This window comes from Streptomyces sp. NPDC007164, from assembly GCF_040634135.1.
In the GTDB taxonomy this organism is placed as follows: Bacteria; Actinomycetota; Actinomycetes; order Streptomycetales; family Streptomycetaceae; genus Streptomyces; species Streptomyces sanglieri.
On record NZ_JBEYFB010000014.1, the window covers coordinates 149,645 to 169,509 of the forward strand.

Annotated in this window: 15 protein-coding genes; 12 read left to right on the plus strand and 3 right to left on the minus strand. The window is 70.7% G+C overall.

Annotated elements, in window-relative coordinates; all coding sequences use genetic code 11:
- Positions 1-4: 4 nt before the first annotated feature.
- Positions 5-1,645 carry a glycosyl hydrolase family 8 gene (locus ABZ622_RS19880; protein WP_360544812.1) on the plus strand — a complete coding sequence of 547 codons (1,641 nt, stop codon included), beginning with the start codon at positions 5-7 and terminating at the stop codon, positions 1,643-1,645.
- An 11-nt stretch (positions 1,646-1,656) separates the two neighbouring features.
- Complete coding sequence (locus ABZ622_RS19885) at positions 1,657-3,723, plus strand: PQQ-dependent sugar dehydrogenase (RefSeq protein WP_360544814.1); 2,067 nt, start codon at positions 1,657-1,659, stop codon at positions 3,721-3,723.
- Positions 3,724-3,766: 43 nt separating this feature from the next.
- On the opposite strand, the gene ABZ622_RS19890 is transcribed toward ABZ622_RS19885, so the two are convergent.
- A complete protein-coding gene (locus ABZ622_RS19890) occupies positions 3,767-5,566 on the minus strand; it encodes an AMP-dependent synthetase/ligase (RefSeq protein ID WP_360544816.1) in 1,800 nt (599 codons plus the stop codon).
- Positions 5,567-5,902: 336 nt separating this feature from the next.
- Positions 5,903-6,805, minus strand: coding sequence for a LysR substrate-binding domain-containing protein (locus ABZ622_RS19895; RefSeq protein ID WP_360544818.1), 903 nt, complete (start codon positions 6,803-6,805; stop codon positions 5,903-5,905).
- Positions 6,806-6,924: 119 nt separating this feature from the next.
- Between ABZ622_RS19895 and ABZ622_RS19900 the strand changes: the two genes are divergently transcribed.
- Entirely contained in the window at positions 6,925-7,953 is a 1,029-nt protein-coding gene (locus tag ABZ622_RS19900) for a bile acid:sodium symporter family protein (RefSeq protein ID WP_360544820.1), read from the plus strand.
- A gap of 22 nt (positions 7,954-7,975) precedes the next feature.
- Here the strand turns inward: ABZ622_RS19900 and fdhD are convergent, their stop codons facing one another.
- Complete coding sequence (gene fdhD / locus ABZ622_RS19905) at positions 7,976-8,824, minus strand: formate dehydrogenase accessory sulfurtransferase FdhD (RefSeq protein ID WP_360544822.1); 849 nt, start codon at positions 8,822-8,824, stop codon at positions 7,976-7,978.
- Between the two features lie 302 nt (positions 8,825-9,126).
- Here fdhD and ABZ622_RS19910 point away from each other — a divergent pair, with 302 nt between their 5' ends.
- The 9 genes from ABZ622_RS19910 (at position 9,127) to ABZ622_RS19950 (ending at position 19,832) form a co-directional block, all read left to right on the plus strand.
- Positions 9,127-10,077 carry a beta-ketoacyl-ACP synthase III gene (locus ABZ622_RS19910; RefSeq protein WP_360544824.1) on the plus strand — a complete coding sequence of 317 codons (951 nt, stop codon included), beginning with the start codon at positions 9,127-9,129 and terminating at the stop codon, positions 10,075-10,077.
- Between the two features lie 67 nt (positions 10,078-10,144).
- Positions 10,145-10,822 (plus strand): GntR family transcriptional regulator, encoded by a 678-nt coding sequence (locus ABZ622_RS19915; RefSeq protein ID WP_266910092.1) that lies wholly within the window; start codon positions 10,145-10,147, stop codon positions 10,820-10,822.
- 49 nt (positions 10,823-10,871) lie between these two features.
- Entirely contained in the window at positions 10,872-12,290 is a 1,419-nt protein-coding gene (locus ABZ622_RS19920; RefSeq protein WP_360544826.1) for a VWA domain-containing protein, read from the plus strand.
- 169 nt (positions 12,291-12,459) lie between these two features.
- On the plus strand, positions 12,460-13,641 hold the full coding sequence (locus ABZ622_RS19925) for an ROK family transcriptional regulator (protein ID WP_360544828.1): 1,182 nt from the start codon (positions 12,460-12,462) through the stop codon (positions 13,639-13,641).
- Between the two features lie 179 nt (positions 13,642-13,820).
- Positions 13,821-15,347, plus strand: coding sequence for a sugar ABC transporter ATP-binding protein (locus ABZ622_RS19930; RefSeq protein WP_360544830.1), 1,527 nt, complete (start codon positions 13,821-13,823; stop codon positions 15,345-15,347).
- The gene (locus ABZ622_RS19935; protein ID WP_360544832.1) at positions 15,344-16,396 is read left to right on the plus strand and encodes an ABC transporter permease; all 1,053 of its coding nucleotides are present in this window, start codon (positions 15,344-15,346) and stop codon (positions 16,394-16,396) included. Before ABZ622_RS19930 ends, ABZ622_RS19935 begins: the two co-directional genes overlap by 4 nt.
- A 69-nt stretch (positions 16,397-16,465) precedes the next feature.
- On the plus strand, positions 16,466-17,503 hold the full coding sequence (locus ABZ622_RS19940) for a substrate-binding domain-containing protein (protein WP_360544834.1): 1,038 nt from the start codon (positions 16,466-16,468) through the stop codon (positions 17,501-17,503).
- A gap of 73 nt (positions 17,504-17,576) precedes the next feature.
- The gene (locus tag ABZ622_RS19945) at positions 17,577-18,815 is read left to right on the plus strand and encodes a Gfo/Idh/MocA family oxidoreductase (protein WP_360544836.1); all 1,239 of its coding nucleotides are present in this window, start codon (positions 17,577-17,579) and stop codon (positions 18,813-18,815) included.
- 12 nt (positions 18,816-18,827) lie between these two features.
- The gene (locus ABZ622_RS19950; RefSeq protein ID WP_360544838.1) at positions 18,828-19,832 is read left to right on the plus strand and encodes a sugar phosphate isomerase/epimerase family protein; all 1,005 of its coding nucleotides are present in this window, start codon (positions 18,828-18,830) and stop codon (positions 19,830-19,832) included.
- The last annotated feature ends 33 nt before the right edge of the window (positions 19,833-19,865 follow it).

Genomic DNA, 19,865 nt, shown 5'->3' on the forward strand with positions numbered 1-19,865 from the left:
TCCCATGCGTACCACCAAGAGCAGACTGACCCTCGGCGGAGCGGCACTCGCCGCCGCCGGACTGCTGCTGCCCCTGCTCGGCGCGCCGTCCGCCGCCGCGGCGGACACCCGCTACGAGGCGGAGGGCGCCGTACTCGCCCGGGCGGCGGTGGCGACGAACCACACCGGCTACTCGGGCACCGGCTTCGTCGACTACACCAACGTGGCTGGATCCTATGCGGAGTTCACGGTGAACACCGCCGCGGGCAGCGACTCGATGGCCGTCCGCTACGCCAACGGCACCACCACCGACCGGCCGCTGGACATCAGTGTGAACGGAACGGTCGTCGCCTCCGGTGTCTCCTTCGGCGGGACCGGATCCTGGGACACCTGGAAGACGAAGACCATCGGCGCGAAGCTCGCCGCCGGGACCAACACTGTCCGGGCCACCGCCACCACGGCGAACGGCGGCCCCAACCTCGACTATCTCGACACCGCGGCCCCGGCGGCCGGTGGCCCCGCGGTGCCCTTCGGCAGCCATCAATTCCCCTACGCCGCCGGGATGCTGAAGCCCTCGGGCACACAGTCGGCACTCGACCAGGCCGTGATCAGGGCGTACAACGCCTGGAAGTCCGCGTTCGTCAAGAAGAACTGCGGCAACGGCTGGTACGAGGTCATCTCGCCGGACGCCGACCACCCCTACGTCGCCGAGGCACAGGGCTACGGGATGGTCGTCACCGCGACCATGGCGGGAGCCGACCCCGACGCGAAGACCGTCTTCGACGGCATGGTCAAGTACATGCTCGCGCACCCCTCGGTGAACAACGCCAATCTGCTCGCCGCCGAACAGGACGCCTCCTGCAAGAGCGTGGACGGCTCCGACTCGGCGACCGACGGGGACCTGGACGTCGCCTTCGGACTGCTCCTCGCCGACAAGCAGTGGGGCTCCACCGGCACGTACCACTACAAGGACCTCGCGGTCAAACACATCAACGCCATCAAGAAGAGCGAGGTCAACCCGACCACGCACCTGATGCTGTTCGGCGACTGGTCGGACTCCGGCGAATCCCACTACTGGATGACCCGCTCCTCGGACTGGATGATCGACCACTTCCGCGCCTTCAGGGCCGCCACCGGTGACAGCACCTGGGACACCGTGCGCACCGCACACCAGAACCTGATCACCTCGCAGCAGTCCAAGTACGCCTCCGCGACAGGTCTGTTGGCGGACTTCGTCGTCAACACCAACAGCACCGCCAAGCCCGCCCCGGGCGAGGTGCTGGAGAGCCCCAATGACGGCGACTACTCCTGGAACGCCTGCCGCGACCCGTGGCGCATCGGCGCCGATGCCGTCACCAGCGGGGACAGCGCCTCGCTCGCCTCGGCCCGCAAGCTCAACTCCTGGATCAAGACCAAGGCCGGCGGGAACCCGGACAAGATCGCCAGCGGCTACCACCTGAACGGCTCGGTGTTCGACAACGGCAACGACATGGCGTTCACCGCCCCGTTCGTCGTGACCGCGCTGACCGACTCCGGCTCCCAGGCCTGGCTCGACGCACTCTGGAACAAGCTCGCCACCACGTCGATCGACCCGGATCTCTACTACGGCGGGAGCGTCCAGCTCCAGTCGATGATCGTCGCATCCGGCAACTACTGGGTTCCCTGACGGAGGATCGGATGCAGACCAGAACACTCACCACGGTACGAGGCAGAGTGGCCGCCCTCACGGCCGTACTCCTCTGTACCGCCCTGGTACAGGCGGTCCCGCAGTCGGCCTCCGCGGCCGCCACCCGGTACGAGGCGGAGTCCGCGACGATCGTCGGGGGCGCCGCCGAGTCCAACCACTCCGGCTACTCGGGCACCGGCTTCGTCAACGGCGACAACGTCGTCGGCAGCCATGTGGAGTTCACCGTCGACGCGGCCGCCGCCGGCACCGGGAAGATCGCCATCCGGTACTCCAACGGAACGGCGGACGCCCGGCCCGCCGATGTCGCCGTGGGCGGCACGGTCGTCTCGGCCGCCCGCGCCTTCAAAGCCACCACCGACTGGAACACCTGGGCCACCTCCACCCTGACCACCCCGCTCAAGGCGGGCAGCAACAAGATCCGGCTCACGTCCACGACGGCCAACGGGCTGCCCAACCTCGACTACCTCGACGTCACCGTCACCGCCCCGTCGGACACCCAGGCACCCACCGCGCCCACCGCGCCCAGCTGCTCGGAGATCACCGAGAACAGCCTCACGCTCAGCTGGGGCGCCGCCACCGACGACGTGGGTGTCGTCGCGTACGACATCTACGAACACGGCAACAAGTTCGGCGAGGCACCGGGCACCACCACCACGAAGAACCTGACCGGCCTCACCCCCGGTACCACGTACAACCTCACACTGTTCGCGCGTGACGCGGCCGGCAATGTGTCGTCGGTCAGCCCCATCGTGGACTGCACCACCCTGCGCAGCTCCGACACCACCGCACCCACGGCACCCGGCACCCTGTCCACCTCGAACCTCACCGCGAACAGCGTCGCCCTGAGCTGGGGGGCGTCCACGGACGACAAGGCCGTGACCGCGTACGAGGTACGCAGCGGCAGCACCGTCTACAAGACCGTGACCGGCACCCCGCCCGCCACCACGACCACACTCACCGGGCTCGCCTGCGCCAGCCCGTACACCCTGGACGTCGTCGCCAAGGACGCGGCGGGCAACGCCTCACCGCCCAGCAACGCGGTCACCTTCACCACCCCGGACTGCGCCACCGACGGCGGAGTGCCTTCCGGCATCGCCACCGTCTCCAGCGGCTGGTCCATCCCCTGGGGCACGTACTGGATGCCCGACGGAAAGACCGCGCTGGTGACCGAACGGGACAGCTTCAAGGTGCTCAAGGCCACCCCCGACGGCACCCGCACCCAGGTCGGCACCGTGCCCGACGCCGTCACGACCGACGGCGAGGGCGGCCTGCTCGGCGTCGCCGTCGACCCGAAGTGGTCCAGCAACCACTACGTGTACTTCATGCACACCGCGTCCGAGGGCAACCGGGTCGCCCGGATGACCTACGACGGAAGCTCGCTCAGCGGGTACACGGTTCTGCTCCAGGGAATCAAGAAGAGCCGGTACCACAACGGCGGACGGCTCGCCTTCGGCCCCGACGGCTATCTGTACGCGTCGACCGGCGAGGCGCAGACCCCCGACCTGGCCCAGGACAAGAACTCGCTGAACGGCAAGATCCTGCGGATGACGACGGACGGCAAGGCCGCCCCCGGCAACCCGTTCGGCAACTACGTCTACAGCTACGGACACCGCAACCCGCAGGGCCTCGCCTTCGACCGCAACGGCCGTCTGTGGGAAGCGGAGTTCGGCGACAGCAAGAAGGACGAGCTCAACCTCATCAAGCCGGGCAAGAACTACGGCTGGCCCGTCTGCGAGGGCACCTGCACCACCACCGGCATGACCAACCCGAAGAAGACCTGGAACATCTCCGAGGCCTCGCCCAGCGGGATCGCCATCGTCCGCAACGTCATCTACATGGCCGCCCTGAAGGGCGAACGGCTGTGGCGGGTGCCGATCACCGGTGACACCGAGAACCTGGGCACACCGAGCGCGTACTACGTCGGTACGTACGGCAGGCTGCGCACCGTCACCAAGGTGCCCGGCCAGGACCAGCTCTGGCTCTCCACCACCAACTGCGACAACAAGGGCAACGAACCCGACGGCTCGGACAAGCTGTTCCGCGTCTCGATCACCTAGCAACTGACGTCGTACCCGCTGTACCGCCGGGGCCTGCCGGGTCTCAGCGGTACAGCGCGTCGACCTCCGCCGCGTACGCCGTCTCGATCGCCCTGCGCTTCAGCTTCAGCGACGGGGTGAGCAGACCGTGCTCCTCGCTGAAGGGATGCGCCAGGATCCGGAACGTACGGATCGACTCGGCCTGCGAGACCGCCGTGTTGGCGGCCACCACCGCCCGCCGGACCTCCATCTCCAGGTCCGGATCGCGCACCAGCTCCTCCGGCTTCAGCGGCGCCCGCCCCTGCATCACGAGCCAGTGGTCCACCGACTCCTGGTCGACCGTGACCAGGGCCGCGATGTACGGCCGGTCGTTGCCGACCACGATGCACTGCGCGACCAGCGGATGCGCCCGCACCCGCTCCTCCAGACCGGTCGGCGACACGCTCTTGCCGCCCGACGTCACCAGGATCTCCTTCTTCCGCCCGGTGATCGTCAGATAGCCGTCCTCGTCGAGCGAACCGAGATCCCCGGTGGCCAGCCAGCCCTCGCGCAGCACCGCGTCGGTGGCCTCCGGGGCGCCGAGATAGCCCCCGAACACATTGCCGCCGTGCACCCACACCTCACCGTCCTCGGCGATGTGCACGGTCGTCCCCGGGATCGGCAGCCCGACCGTGCCGTACCTGGTGCGCTCCGGCGGATTGGCCGTGGCCGCGGCGGTCGACTCGGTCAGCCCGTAGCCCTCGTACACCGTGACGCCGGCGCCTCCGAAGAACAGTCCGAGCTGCCGCTCCATCCCCGAACCGCCGGACATGGCGTGCCGGATCCGGCCGCCCATCGCGTCGCGCACCTTCTTGTACACGACCTTGTCGAAGAACTGGTGCTGCATCCGCAGCCCGGCGGACGGCCCCGGACCGGTCCCGAACGCCCGCGCCTCCAGCGCCTCCGCGTACTTCACCGCGATGTCCACGGCCTTGTCGAACGGCCCGACCCGGCCCTCCGCCTCGGCCTTGCGGCGGGCGGCGTCGAAGACCTTCTCGAAGATGTACGGAACCGCCAGGATGAACGTCGGCCGGAACGACATCAGGTCCGGCATCAGCGCCCTGGCCGACAGCTCCGGCTGATGGCCCAGCTTCACCCGGCCCCGGATCGCCGCGATCTCGACCATCCGGCCGAAGACGTGGGCCAGCGGCAGGAAGAGCAGCGTCGCCGCCTCGTCACCGGGCCTGGAATGGAAGACCGACCGCCAGCGGGCGACCATGGTGTCCGTCTCGAACATGAAATTGGCGTGCGTGAGCACACAGCCCTTGGGCCGCCCCGTCGTCCCCGAGGTGTAGATGACCGTCGCCACCGAATCGGGCGTCACCGCGCGGCGGTGGCGGTGCACCACCTCGTCCTCGACGTCCGCACCCGCCTCGACCAGCTCGGACACCGCGCCGGCGTCCAGCTGCCAGAGCCGCTTGAGACCGGGCAGCCGGTCGATCACCGAGGCGATCGTCATGGCGTGGTCCTCGTGCTCGACCATCACCGCCGACACCTCGGCGTCGTGCAGCATCCACAGCACCTGCTCGGCCGAGGACGTCGGATAGACCGGTACGGACTGGGCGCCCACCGCCCACAGCGCGAGGTCGAAGAGCGTCCACTCGTAGCGTGTGCGCGACATCAGGGCCACCCGGTCGCCGAATCTGACGCCGTGCGCGATCAGCCCCCTGGCCAGCGCCAGCACCTCGTCGCGGAACGCCGCAGCAGTGACATCCCGCCATTGTCCGTTCGCGTCTTTCCGACCGAGCGCGACCCTGTCCGGGTCCTCCTCGGCATGGTCGAACACCACATCGGCCAGGCCGCCCACGAGGGGCGCGGCCGCCATGGGTGGGACAGTGAACTCGCGCAATGACCTGCTCCTTGTGGCGCTCCGCACAGCGCCGTGACGCTACCCCACCGGGCGGCGCGGCGGGAGGGCCCCGGGCGGGTGGACAACCGGGCATATGCACAGGTCAGTCACCGAAATCCGGCCAGATGGGCAAGGCTCGGGCGTGGCCTGGACCGTAGAGTGAGCGGTCGGCGCCGGAATCTCCACCGAATCTGTACGCCGCTGCCACTCCCGTTCCGGACGCATGCGCGGTGTTCTGCCCTCGTCCGTCCTGAATCGGGTGGGTCGGTCACCCGACCTCCGCCGTCCGATGCTTCCCGCACGCGCGGGCGGTCATGCGCCGTCCCGGCCGCTGATCGGCGCCATCGGGCCGACGCCCCGGATCAGCCGGTCGCCGCCCGCCAGGATCGCCGACGCCAGGGCGTCCGCCGCCTCGTGCGCCCCGTCACGGCGGCGGCCGTGCGACAGTACGAAGTCCACCCCGCCCAGCTCCGGCAGCCCCGCCCTGGCCGGCACCGGCGCCAGGCCCGGCGGGATCAGCCCCCGGCTGTGGGCCATCACGCCGAGCCCCGCGTGGGCGGCCGCGATCAGCCCGCTCAGGCTGGTGCTCGTACAGGCGATCCGCCAGGACCGGCCGTGCTCCTCCAGGACCTCCAGGGCGCGGGCCCGGGTGATGCCCGGCGGCGGGAAGACGATCAGCGGAACGGGGCCGTCCGGGTCGATCCGCAGCTGCGGGGCGCCGATCCAGGTCAGCGCGTCCTGCCAGACCAGCTCGCCGTGCGTGTCACCGGCGCGCCGCTTGGCGAGCACCAGATCGAGCCGCCCGGCCGCGAGCCGCTGATGGAGTGTCCCGGAGAGTTCCACCGTCAGCTCCAGCTCGACCTCCGGGTGGTCGCGGCGGAACGACTCCAGGATCTCCGGCAGCCGGGTCTGCACGAAGTCCTCGGAGGCCCCGAACCGCAGCCGACCGCGCAGCCGGGTGCCGGTGAAGAAGGCGGCGGCCCGCTCATGGGCCGCGAGTATCGTCCGGGCGAAGCCGAGCATCGCCTCGCCGTCCACGGTGAGATCGACCCGGTGTGTGTCCCGGGTGAACAACTGCCGACCCGCCGCGTCCTCCAGGCGCCGCACGTGCTGGCTCACCGTGGACTGCCGTACCCCCAGCCGGCGGGCGGCCCGGGTGAAGCTCAGCGTCTGGGCGACGGCGAGAAAGGTACGGAGCTGTGCGGGTTCGTACATGAGCCCAAGGATATCGCGCAACGTGATGACAGTGAGAGCGGTGTGCGGGATTCCCGATCGCACCGATCGGGAGCAGCATGGAGAGGGCAGGACCAGAACCAAGAGAACATGTGGAGCACATGAGCCGCCGCACCCTGAAGCCGCCGTCCTGGCTGCCGCTCGACCCGTACATCCTGGCGTTGATCGGCACCGTCGTGCTCGCGGCGATACTGCCCGCGTCGGGGAGCGCCGCGAAGGTGGCGGGCGGTGCCTCGACCGGGGCCGTCGCCTTCCTCTTCTTCCTCTACGGCGCCCGGCTCTCCACCGCGGAGGCATTGGACGGACTCAAGCACTGGCGGCTCCATCTCACCGTGCTGATCTGCACCTTCGTGGCCTTCCCGCTGCTCGGGCTGGCCGGCCGGGGGCTGGTGCCGTACGTCCTGACGCCGCAGCTGTACAGCGGTTTCCTCTTCCTCTGCCTCGTCCCGTCGACCATCCAGTCGTCGATCGCTTTCACCTCGATCGCCCGCGGCAACGTGCCCGCGGCGATCTGCGCGGGCTCCTTCTCCTCGATCGCCGGGATCTTCCTCACCCCGCTGCTCGCGGCAGCCCTGCTCGGCAACGACGGCGGCGGATTCTCGGCGGACGCGCTGCTGAAGATCGGGGTCCAGCTGCTGCTGCCGTTCGTCGCCGGGCAGCTGCTGCGCCGCTGGATCGGCGGCTTCATCACCCGCCACAAGAAGGTCCTCGGTTACGTCGACCGCGGCTCGATCCTGCTCGTCGTCTACACGGCCTTCAGCGAGGGCATGGTCGCGGGCATCTGGCACCAGGTCACCCCGGCCCGGCTCGGGGCGCTGCTCGGCGCGGAGGTGCTGCTGCTCGCGCTGATGCTCGCGCTGACCTGGTACGGGGCGAAGCGGCTCGGCTTCGACCGGGAGGACCGGATCGCGATCCAGTTCGCCGGTTCGAAGAAGAGCCTGGCCTCGGGGCTGCCGATGGCGAGCGTGCTGTTCGGGGCGCAGGCGTCCCTGGCCGTGCTGCCGCTGATGCTCTTCCACCAGATGCAGCTGATGGTGTGCGCGGTGATCGCCAAGCGCCGCTCGCGCGACGCGCGGGAGGAGCAGCCGGTGAACGGGCCGGTGTCGCCCCGGCCCGCTGTCGCGAGCTGAGGACGGGGACGGGCCGGTCGCCTCACTCCCGGGCGGCCGCCGCCTCCAGGGCGATGCGCTGCTCGCCCGCGTACACGTTCATCGACGGGCCCCGCAGGAAGCCGACCAGGGTCAGTCCGGTCTCGGCCGCCAGATCGACGGCCAGCGACGACGGCGCCGAGACCGCCGCGAGCATCGGGATGCCGGCCATCACCGCCTTCTGGGCCAGCTCGAACGAGGCCCGCCCCGACACCAGCAGAATCGCCCGGGACAGCGGCAGCCGGTGGTCGGTCAGGGCCCGGCCGACCAGTTTGTCGACCGCGTTGTGCCGGCCGACGTCCTCCCGGATGTCGAGCAGTTCGCCCGCCTCGGAGAACAGCGCCGCCGCGTGCAGCCCGCCGGTCCGGTCGAAGACCCGCTGTGCGGCGCGCAGCCGGTCGGGAAGGGCGGAGAGGAGGGCGGGCTCGACCCGCAGCGGGGGAGCGTCGGCGACCGGGTGCCGGGTGGTGGTGCGTACCGCGTCCAGGCTCGCCTTGCCGCACAGCCCGCAGGACGAGGTGGTGTACACATTGCGTTCGAGCGTGATGTCGGGGACCGCGACCCCGGGGGCGAGCTTCACGTCCACCACGTTGTACGTGTTGACGCCGTCGGCCGTCGCACCGGCGCAGTAGACGATCGACTGCACCTCGGAGCCGTCACCGATGACGCCCTCGCTCACCAGGAACCCCGCCGCCAGCGCGAAGTCGTCTCCCGGGGTGCGCATCGTGATGGCGAGCGGCCTGCCGTTCAGCCGGATCTCCAGGGGCTCCTCGGCGACGAGGGTGTCGGGGCGGGTGGAGACGGCCCCGTCCCGGATGCGGATGGTGCGGCGACGCTCGGTGACCCGTCCCATGGCGGTTGAACCCGATTCTGTACGTGGTGGAGGCCGCGACGCGCTGGAAGCCGAAGGGGCCCTGGTCCTGCACCTGGAGTGTGACACCGCAGCCGGTGCCGGGGCATGTGCGGAGGGCGCCGGCGCGTGCCCGCGCCGCCACTTGGCAGGATATTGTCTACAATATGCCTTTCGAGGGGCCGGGGCTGTTGTCAAGCCTCCAACGGCCGGGCGCTATTCCTGTGGGAACACGTGCACGTGTACCGGGCGGTAGCGACCAAGACTGGATGGTTCCTGCCATTCGTAGCGAGGGGACCCCGTACATGACCGGCTCACGTGTCGTGGCGCTCGGCCACTATCAGCCCGCCAAGGTGCTCACCAACGACGATCTGGCGGCCCTGGTCGACACCAGCGACGAGTGGATCACCAGTCGCGTCGGCATCAAGACCCGTCACGTCGGTGGCCCGGACGAGCCGGTGGACGAGATGGCCGCGCACGCGGGCGCCAAGGCGCTGGCCGCGGCGGGGCTCCAGCCGGCCGAGGTCGATCTGGTCCTGGTCGCCACCTCGACCGCGATCGACCGCTCACCGAGCATGTCGGCGCGCGTCGCCGCCCGGCTCGGGATGGGCTCGCCCGCGGTGATGGACATCAATGTGGTCTGCTCCGGCTTCACCCACGCCCTCGCCACCGCCGACCACGCGATCCGGGCCGGGGCCGCCGAACGCGTCCTGGTCGTCGGCGCCGACAAGATGGCGGACATCGCCGACTGGACCGACCGCAGCACCTGTGTGCTGCTCGGCGACGGGGCCGGTGCGGCGGTCGTCGTCGCGGAGCCGGGCGGGGACGGCCGGCCCGGGATCGGTCCGGTGCTGTGGGGATCGGTGCCGGAGATGGGGAACGCGGTGCGGATCGAGGGGACCCCGCCGAGGTTCGCCCAGGAGGGGCAGTCCGTCTACCGCTGGGCCACCACGCAACTGCCGCCCATCGCCCGCAAGGTGTGCGAGAAGGCCGGCGTGGCGCCGGAGGAGCTGGCGGCGGTGGTGCTGCACCAGGCCAACCTGAGGATCATCGAACCGGTCGCCAGGAAGATCGGTGCGGTCAACGCGGTCATCGCCAGGGATGTGGTGGACTCCGGAAACACGTCCGCGGCCTCGATCCCGATGGCCCTGTCCAAGCTGGTGGAGCGCGGCGAGGTCCACAGCGGTGCGCCGGTCCTGCTCTTCGGCTTCGGCGGAAATCTCTCGTACGCGGGTCAGGTGATCCGCTGTCCCTGAGGGGCGTTGTGCTCGGTAGACTGTAGACGATAAGCAATGGGTGCTCGTCGGCTGGAGGGGGACCGCGATGTTGTCCACAGGACTGCCGCAGGGGGCTGTGCCGAAGCTGGAACGGCCCGGTCCGCTGCGCGAACGCGTGTATGAGGCGCTGCTCGAACTTATCACGACGCGTGCCCTCCGTCCCGGTCAGCACCTGGTCGAGAGCGAGCTGGCGGGCCATCTCGGGGTGTCCCGCCAGCCGGTGCGCGAGGCCCTGCAGCGGCTGAACACCGAGGGCTGGGTCGATCTCCGGCCCGCCCAGGGCGCGTTCGTGCACGAGCCCACGGAGGAGGAGGCGGACCAGCTGCTCTCGGTCCGCACCCTTCTGGAGGCCGAGGCCGCGCGCCTCGCCGCGGCCAACTCCTCCCCGGCCGGCATCGCGGCCCTGGAGGAGCTCTGCGCCAAGGGCGAGCAGGCCGTCGCCGCCGACGACGTCGACCTCGCGGTCGCCACCAACGCGGACTTCCACGCCAAGGTCATGGAGCTGGCGGGCAACGTCGTCCTCGCCGAACTCGCGGGCCAGGTGGACCGCCGGGTCCGCTGGTACTACACCCCGGTGGCCCGGCAGCGCGGCACCGGGTCCTGGATCGAGCACCGCTCGCTCATCGCGGCGATCTCCTCGCGCGACGAACAGCGGGCCACGGAGATCATGCGCTCCCACACGGAACACACGCGCCGCACGTACCACCAGCGCGACGAGGGCTGAGGGCTGCCGCTCGGGGCGGGTGCAACGGGCGGCAGGCACACTGGCCGGTGTGACGATACTGAGCAAAGGCGCCAACGTGCCGGTCGCGGCCTCCGCGGTCCGGGCCGTACTCGACTGGTCGGCGGGGTCCGGAGTCCCGGACGTGGACGCTTCGGCCCTGCTGCTGACCCGCGGCGGGCGGGTGCGGTCCGACGACGACTTCGTCTTCTACAACCAGCCGCTGCACGCCTCGGGCGCCGTGAGCCACCTCGGCAAACAGCCCGGCAGCGAATCGCTCGACGTCCGGCTGGGCGCGCTGGGGCCGGACGTCGAACGCGTCGCGCTCTGCGCCTCCGCCGACGGCGGCACGTTCGGTCAGGTGCCGGGGCTGTGTCTGCGGCTGCTCGACGCGGCCACCGGTGCCGAGCTGGCACGCTTCGACATCGCCGCCGGTACGGAGACCGCGCTGGTCGGCGGCGAGCTCTACCGCCGCGACGGCGGCTGGAAGTTCCGCGCGGTCGGCCAGGGTTACGCGAGCGGACTGGCCGGACTGGCGACCGACTTCGGGATCAGCGTCGACGAGGAACCGCCCGCGGCCGGGCCCGGCCCGCGGCCCGTGACGGCTCCGGCCCCCGCCCCGGTCCCCGCGCCGTCGTTCCCCCCTCCGGTGCCGCCCGCGCCGCCCGTACCCGAGCACACCGGGGGCGGCGGGCCGGGCCCCCGGCTCACCAAGGGCGAGGAACGGCTGCCGGTGGACATGCGCAAGCGCCTTTCGCTGCGCAAGCAACAGGTCCTGGTCAGCCTGAGCAAACACGGCGTACCGGAACTGCGCGCCCGCGTCGTCCTCGTACTCGACGCCTCGGGTTCGATGAGCACCCTCTACCGGCGCGGCACGGTCGCGGGCGTCGCCGAGCGGATGGTCGCCGTCGCGGCACAGCTCGACGACGACGGCGAGATGCAGGCCTGGACGTTCGCCACCAACCCCGCCCGGCTGCCCGACCTCGCCGTCGGCGACCTGCCCCAGTGGCTCGCCCTGCACGTACGCGTCGGCCAGATCTTCGGCTTCGGTCGCAGGAAGCCGCCCAGAGGGCTGCTCCCCGGTCAGATCGACATGCGCACGGTCGGGATCCAGAACGAGGAGCAGAAGGTCATCGCCGAGGTGCGGGCCTTCGTGCGGGCCCACCCGACGCCCGATCCGACACTGGTCCTGTTCTTCTCGGACGGCGGTGTGCACCGCAACCGGGAGATCGAGCAGGAGCTGCGGGCGGCCGCCGAGGAACCGGTGTTCTGGCAGTTCGTGGGGCTCGGCAGCTCCCAGTACGGCGTGCTGGAACGGTTCGACACCATGCCGGGCCGCCGGGTCGACAACGTCGGCTTCTTCGCGGTCGACGACATCGAGAGGATCTCCGACCAGGAGCTGTACGACAGGGTCCTGTCGGAGTTCCCGTCCTGGGTGCGGGCCGCCCGGCAGGCCGGGATCCTGCGCTGAGCCGGCCGGCCGGCGGGAGCCCGGCCCCGCCGACCGGCTTTGTCCTCGGTGTGGAGAAAGTTGTGGTGGATTCCTGCGCAACTTCTTCCCACTCCCGGCAACCGCTGCTACGTTCCACTCGAAAGCCCGACGTACAGGCCGATGTGGCGGGGAGGGGCACGTGAGACGTATGACTGCACGACCCGCGAATGCGCATCAGGCGCGACTGCTGCGGCTGTTGCGCGACGGCGGGCCCAACTCCCGGGCACAGCTGGGGGATCAGGTGGATCTCTCCCGCTCCAAGCTCGCCGTCGAGGTCGACAGACTGCTGGAGACCGGACTCGTCGTCGCCGACGGACTCGCCGCATCCCGCGGCGGGCGCCGCTCGCACAACATCCGGCTCGCACCGCAACTGCGCTTCCTCGGCGTCGACATCGGAGCCACATCCGTCGATGTGGCCGTCACCAACGCCGAGTTGGAGGTACTTGGCCACCTCAACCACCCGATGGACGTACGCGAGGGGCCCGTCGCCATCTTCGAGCAGGTGCTGGCCATGGCGGCCAAGCTCCGGGCCTCGGGACTCGCCGAGGGCTTCGACGGCGCGGGCATCGGCGTACCCGGCCCGGTGCGCTTCCCCGAGGGCGTACCGGTCGCACCGCCGATCATGCCCGGCTGGGACGGCTTCCCGGTCCGCGAGGCGCTCAGCCAAGAGCTGGGCTGCCCCGTCATGGTCGACAACGATGTGAACCTGATGGCGATGGGGGAGCAGCACGCGGGCGTCGCCCGCTCCGTGGGCGACTTCCTCTGCGTCAAGATAGGCACCGGAATAGGCTGCGGCATAGTCGTCGGCGGCGAGGTCCACCGCGGTACGACGGGCAGCGCCGGGGACATCGGCCACATCCAGGTGGAACCCGAGGGGCGCGCCTGCGCCTGCGGCAACCGGGGCTGCTTGGAGGCCCACTTCAGTGGTGCCGCGCTCGCCCGCGACGCGGAGGACGCGGCCCGCACCGGGCGGTCGGCGGAGCTGGCCGGCCGGCTCGAAGCGGCCGGGAATCTCACCGCCGTCGATGTGGCGGCCGCCGCGGCCGCCGGTGATGCCACCTCGCTCGACCTGATCCGCGAAGGCGGCAACCGGGTCGGCCAGGTCATCGCGGGACTCGTCAGCTTCTTCAACCCCGGTCTGGTGGTGATCGGCGGCGGTGTGACCGGCCTCGGCCACACTCTCCTCGCCAGTGTCCGGACCCAGGTCTACCGGCAGTCGCTGCCGCTGGCCACCGGCAATCTCCCCATCGTGCTGGGCGAGTTGGGACCGGCCGCCGGAGTCATCGGCGCCGCCCGGCTCATCAGCGACCACCTCTTCTCACCGGCCTGATCCCGGGCCGGCAGCACACGGGCGCACCCGGAACACCCGCAACACCGGGAGCGCCGGGAACACCGCACCGCCGCACGCCGCACCACCGCACCTGGTACAGCCCTGCCCGCTCATCGGCCTTCCCCCAGCACTCGGCTGCGTTCGAGCAGGGGAGACCCCATTCGCCGAGGGGATTCGTCATGGCACCAGAACCACCCCTGCTCACCATGTCCGGCATCACCAAGTCGTTCCCCGGAGTCCGCGCCCTCGACGGCGTGGACCTGGAGGTCCAGGCCGGCGAAGTCCACTGTCTCCTCGGGCAGAACGGCGCCGGCAAATCCACCCTCATCAAAGTGCTCGCCGGGGCCCACCAGCCCGACGGCGGCGAGATCACCTGGCGCGGCGAACCGGTCGCGCTGAAGTCGCCCATCGCCGCCATGCGACTGGGCATCGCCACCATCTACCAGGAACTCGACCTGGTCGAGGGCCTGTCCGTGGCCGAGAACGTCTTTCTCGGCCACGAACCCACCACCGCCCGCTTCGTCGTCCGCACCCGCGAGGGCCGCACGGCCGCCGCCGCGCTGCTGAAGCGGCTCGGCCACCCCGAGATCGACCCGGCCCGCCCGGTCGGCGAACTGTCCGCCGCCCAGCAGCAGATCGTCTCCATGGCGAGGGCGCTCTCGCACGACGTACGGCTCATCGTCATGGACGAGCCGTCCGCCGCACTCGACCCGGACGAGGTCGACAACCTCTTCCGCACCGTCGCCTCGCTCACCGCCGACGGCGTCGCCGTCGTCTACATCTCGCACCGCCTGGAGGAGATCCGCCGGATCGGCGACCGGGTGACCGTGCTCAAGGACGGCCGCGCCGTGGCCGTCGGGCTGCCCGCCGAGTCCACCCCGACACGCGACATCGTTGCCATGATGACCGGCCGCAACGTCGAGTACGTCTTCCCGCCGCGTACCGCGGACCGTGCGGGCACGGCGGGGGCGGAGCCCGTCCTGAAGGTCGAGGGACTGGCCAGGGCGGGCGAATTCGCCCCGGTGGACCTGGAGTTGAGGCCAGGCGAGATCGTGGGACTGGCCGGACTCGTCGGCTCGGGACGCTCCGAGATCCTGGAGACCGTCTACGGCGCCCGCAGGCCGAGCGCCGGACGGGTGACCGTGGCCGGGAAGCCACTGCGGCCCGGCAGCGTCCGCGCGGCCGTCGCCGCCGGAATCGGCCTCGCCCCCGAGGAACGCAAGGCACAGGCCCTGCTGATGCTCGAATCCGTCACCCGCAATGTCTCCGTCTCCTCGATGTCCCGCTTCGCCAGGGCGGGCTGGATCGACCGCGGGGCCGAACGCCGGGCGGCCCGTGAGGCCACCCGCGAACTCTCGCTGCGCCCCGACAACCCGGACACCCCCGTCCGTACGCTCTCCGGCGGCAATCAGCAGAAGGCGGTCCTGGCCCGCTGGCTGCTGCGCGGCTGCCGGGTCCTGCTGCTCGACGAACCGACCCGCGGCGTCGACGTCGGCGCCCGCGCCGAGCTGTACGCCGTGATCCGCCGGCTGGCCGACGAAGGCCTCGCCGTCCTGCTCGTCTCCAGCGAGGTGCCCGAAGTGCTGGGCCTCGCCGACCGGGTGCTGGTGCTCCGCGAGGGCCGCGTCGTGCACACGGCCGACGCCCGGGAGCTCGACGAGCACCGCGTACTCGACCTAGTGATGGAAGGGAGCCCGACGTCATGACGCAGCCCGTTTCCCCGACGCAGCAGGGCAGGCCGGACAAGGGGGCCGCCGACGCCGTCCCGGTCTCCGGACTCCGGAAGAAGGACGGACCCGCACGCGGCAGCGGCCTGCGCCTGGACGTCCGTAACCTGTCGCTCCTCGGCGTCCTCGCCGCACTGGTCGTCGTCGGCGGATTCACCGAGCCCGACGCCTTCCTGGACACCGGGAACCTTCAGCTGATCCTGACCCAGTCGTCCGTCATCGGGGTCGTCACCGTCGGGATGACCTTCGTCATCACCAGCGGCGGCATCGATCTGTCGGTCGGTGCGATGGTCGCGCTCGCCTCGGTATGGGCGACCACGGTCGCCACCCAGGAGTACGGCTTCGCGGGAATCCTGTTCACCGCGGTGATCGTCGGACTCGGTGCCGGGCTGGTGAACGGGCTGCTCATCGCGTACGGGCGGATGGTGCCGTTCATCGCGACGCTGGCCATGCTCGCCTCGGCCCGCGGGCTCGCTCTCCAGATCACCGATGGCAGGACCCAGATCGTCACCGTCAAGTCGGTCCTCGACCTGGGCCTGCCCGACTCCTACTTCCTCGGCATTCCGCCGCTGGTGATGATGTTCGCCGCGGTGACCGTCGTGGGCTGGGTGGTGCTGAACCGTACGACGTTCGGACGGCGCACGGTCGCGGTCGGCGGCAACGCGGAGGCCGCCAGGCTGGCCGGCATCGACGTACGGCGCCAGCGGCTGTACCTCTATCTGCTCTCCGGACTGTGCTGCGGCATCGCCGCCTTCATGCTGATCATCCTGTCCGGCTCGGGACAGAACACCAACGGCAATCTGTACGAGCTGGACGCCATCGCGGCCGCGATCATCGGCGGCACCCTGCTCAGCGGCGGTCGCGGCACCATCGTCGGCTCCATGCTCGGTGTGCTGGTCTTCACCACCATCACCAACATCTTCGCGCTCAACAATCTGCAGAGCGACGTCCAGCAGATCGCCAAGGGCGCGATCATCGTCGCCGCCGTCCTGGTCCAGCGCCGCACATCGGCGCACGGCGAGACCTGATCCACCACCTCACCCCGCCCCTCCCGCCCCACGCGACACGCCACGCACCGGATGAAGGGTTTGACAGCCATGCCAGAAACCAGCCGCAGACGACTGCTCTTCGGCACCGCAGCCGTCTCCGCGGGCGCCCTGCTCACCGCCTGCACCAGCAACGATCCCAAGACCGAGGACACCGCCAAGAGCACCGGCCCGGCCGCCGACGACAAGCCGGGCAAGCCCGTCACCATCGGCTTCGCGGGTCCGCAGGCCGACCACGGCTGGCTCAACGCGATCAACGAGAACGCCAAGTCGCGGGCGGCCAAGTACTCCGAGGTGACACTGGAGTCCACCGAGGGCTCCAACGACACCGCCGCCCAGATCGGCCAGGTCAAGACCCTCATCAACAAGAAGGTCGACGTCCTGGTCATCCTCCCGGCCGACGGCAAGGCGCTCACCCAGGTCGGCCTGGAAGCCATGCGGGCGGGCATCCCCGTCGTCAATCTGGACCGGATCTTTGCCTCCCCGCAGGCCTACCGCTGCTGGGTCGGCGGCGACAACTACGGCATGGGTCTCAACGCCGGCACGTACATCGGCGAACAGCTCAAGGACAAGGCGGACGCCAAGGTCGTCGAGCTGGCGGGGATCGACAACCTGGAGCTCACCAAGCAGCGCAGCCAGGGCTTCGCCGACGCACTGAAGAACTACCCCAACATCAAACTGGTGGCCCGTCAGGCCGCCGACTTCACCGTCGAGTCCGGCCAGGCGAAGATGGCCCAGCTCCTCCAGGCGCAGAAGAAGATCGACGCGCTGTGGAACCACGACGACGACCAGGGCGTGGGCGCGCTGCGCGCCATCCAGCAGGCCGGCCGGGACGAGTTCCTGATGGTCGGCGGCGCTGGGGCCAAGTCCGCGATGGACGCCATCAAGGCCGACAACAGCGTCCTGAAGGCCACCGTGCTCTATCCGCCGACGATGGCCGCGTCCGCGATCGACCTGGCCCGTGCGCTGGCCCAGGGCAAGGGTGTCGGCGGCCTGGCCGAGCTGGAGATCCCGACCAGCCTCACCCTCTACTCGGCGGTGGTAACCAAGGAGAACATCGAGCAGTACCTGCCGACGGGCTTCAGCTGATCCGCCCCGCGGGAGGGTGCTGACCGACCCCTCCTGCCGTATTCATCGAACGACCGACGAGGAGGAAGCCCCGATGGCCCGTAGGGAAGAGACGGATCAGGAGGCCGCAGCGCCGCCGACGCAGCGGCCGGCGACGAGTGTGCCGGTGCTCGGAGTCGGCATGGTCGGATACGCGTTCATGGGAGCCGCCCACTCACAGGGCTGGCGCACCGCGGGACACGTCTTCGACCTGCCGATGAAACCGGCTCTCGCCGCGATCTGCGGCCGCGACCGGGCCGCGGTCGACGCGGCCGCCGTCCGCCTCGGCTGGGCGGCGGCGGAGACCGACTGGCGCGCGCTCATCGCCCGGGACGATGTGCAACTCGTCGACATCTGCACCCCCGGCGACAGCCATGCCGAGATCGCCATCGCCGCACTGGAGGCGGGCAAGCACGTGCTGTGCGAGAAGCCGCTCGCCAACACGGTCGCCGAGGCCGAGGCGATGACCGAGGCCGCGGCGCGCGCGGCGGCCCGCGGCCAGGTCGCCATGGTGGGCTTCAACTACCGCCGGGTGCCCGCGATCACCTACGCCCGGCAGCTGATCGCCGAGGGACGGCTCGGCACCCTGCGGCACGTCCGCGCCGCCTACCTCCAGGACTGGCTCGTCGACCCCGAGTCGCCGCTCACCTGGCGGCTGGAACGCGAACGCGCCGGCTCGGGCGCGCTCGGCGACCTGGGCGCGCACCTCGTCGACCTGGCCCAGTACCTGGCGGGGGAGCCGCTGGTCGGGGTGTCGGCGGTCAGCGAGACCTTCGTACGCGAACGGCCCCGGCTCGCGGGCCCGTCGGCCGGGCTCTCCGGAGCCGCGGACGCCGGTGCGCGAGGGACGGTGACCGTCGACGACGCGGCGCTGTTCACCGGCCGGCTCGCCTCCGGGGCGCTGGCCTCGTTCGAGGCGACCCGGATGGCGGCCGGACGGAAGAACGCACTGCGGCTGGAGATCAACGGGGAGCTCGGCTCGCTCGCCTTCGATCTGGAACGTCTCAACGAACTGTCCTTCCACGACCACACCGAACCCGCCGCCACCGCGGGGTTCCGGCGCGTCCTGGTCACCGAACCCCAACACCCCTACCTGGAGGCGTGGTGGCCGCCCGGCCACGCCCTCGGCTACGAGCACACCTTCGTCCACCAGGCCCGCGACCTGGTGCGGACGATCGCCGAAGGGACCGCCCCCGCACCGTCGTTCGCCGACGGACTCCAGGTGCAGCGGGTGCTCGCAGCGGTGGAGGAGAGCGCCGAGAAGAACTCCGTACACACCCCCGTGGCTCTCTAGGAGGCCCTGCCCATGCCCCGTCCCTTCACACTCTTCACCGGCCAGTGGGCCGACCTGCCGCTGGAGGAGGTCTGCCGGCACGCCCGGGACTTCGGCTACGACGGCCTCGAACTCGCCTGCTGGGGCGACCACTTCGAGGTCGACAAGGCACTCTCCGACCCCGGCTATCTGGAGGGCCGGCGTCAGCTGCTCGACAAGTACGGACTGAAGTGCTGGGCGATCTCCAACCACCTGGTCGGCCAGGCCGTCTGCGACGACCCGGTCGACGAGCGGCACCGAGGGATCCTGCCCGCGCGCATCTGGGGCGACGGCGAGCCCGAAGGGGTCCGGCGCCGGGCCGCCGAGGAGATCAAGGACACCGCACGGGCGGCCGCCGCCTTCGGGGTGCGTACCGTCGTCGGCTTCACCGGCTCGTCGATCTGGCACCTGGTCGCGATGTTCCCGCCCGTCCCGCCGCACATGATCGAGCGGGGGTACCAGGACTTCGCCGAGCGCTGGAACCCGATCCTGGACGTCTTCGACGCGGAGGGCGTGCGGTTCGCCCACGAGGTGCACCCCAGCGAGATCGCGTACGACTACTGGACCACCCACCGTGCCCTGGAGGCCGTCGGTCACCGCACCGCGTTCGGGCTGAACTTCGACCCCAGCCACTTCGTCTGGCAGGACCTGGACCCGGTCAACTTCCTGTACGACTTCCGGGACCGGATCTACCACGTGGACTGCAAGGAGGCACGCAAGCGCCTCGACGGCCGCAACGGCCGGCTCGGCTCGCATCTGCCCTGGGGCGATCCCCGGCGCGGCTGGGACTTCGTCTCGGCCGGGCACGGTGACGTGCCCTGGGAGGACGTCTTCCGGATGCTCCGGTCCATCGACTACGACGGGCCGGTCTCCGTGGAGTGGGAGGACGCCGGGATGGACCGGCTGGCCGGCGCGCCGGAAGCGCTGGCCACGCTGAAGCGGTACGACTTCGACCCGCCGGCGGCGTCGTTCGACGCGGCTTTCGGGGGCGGTGACTGACCGACTCCCGCCGGGGGGGGTGGCACTCGGGAC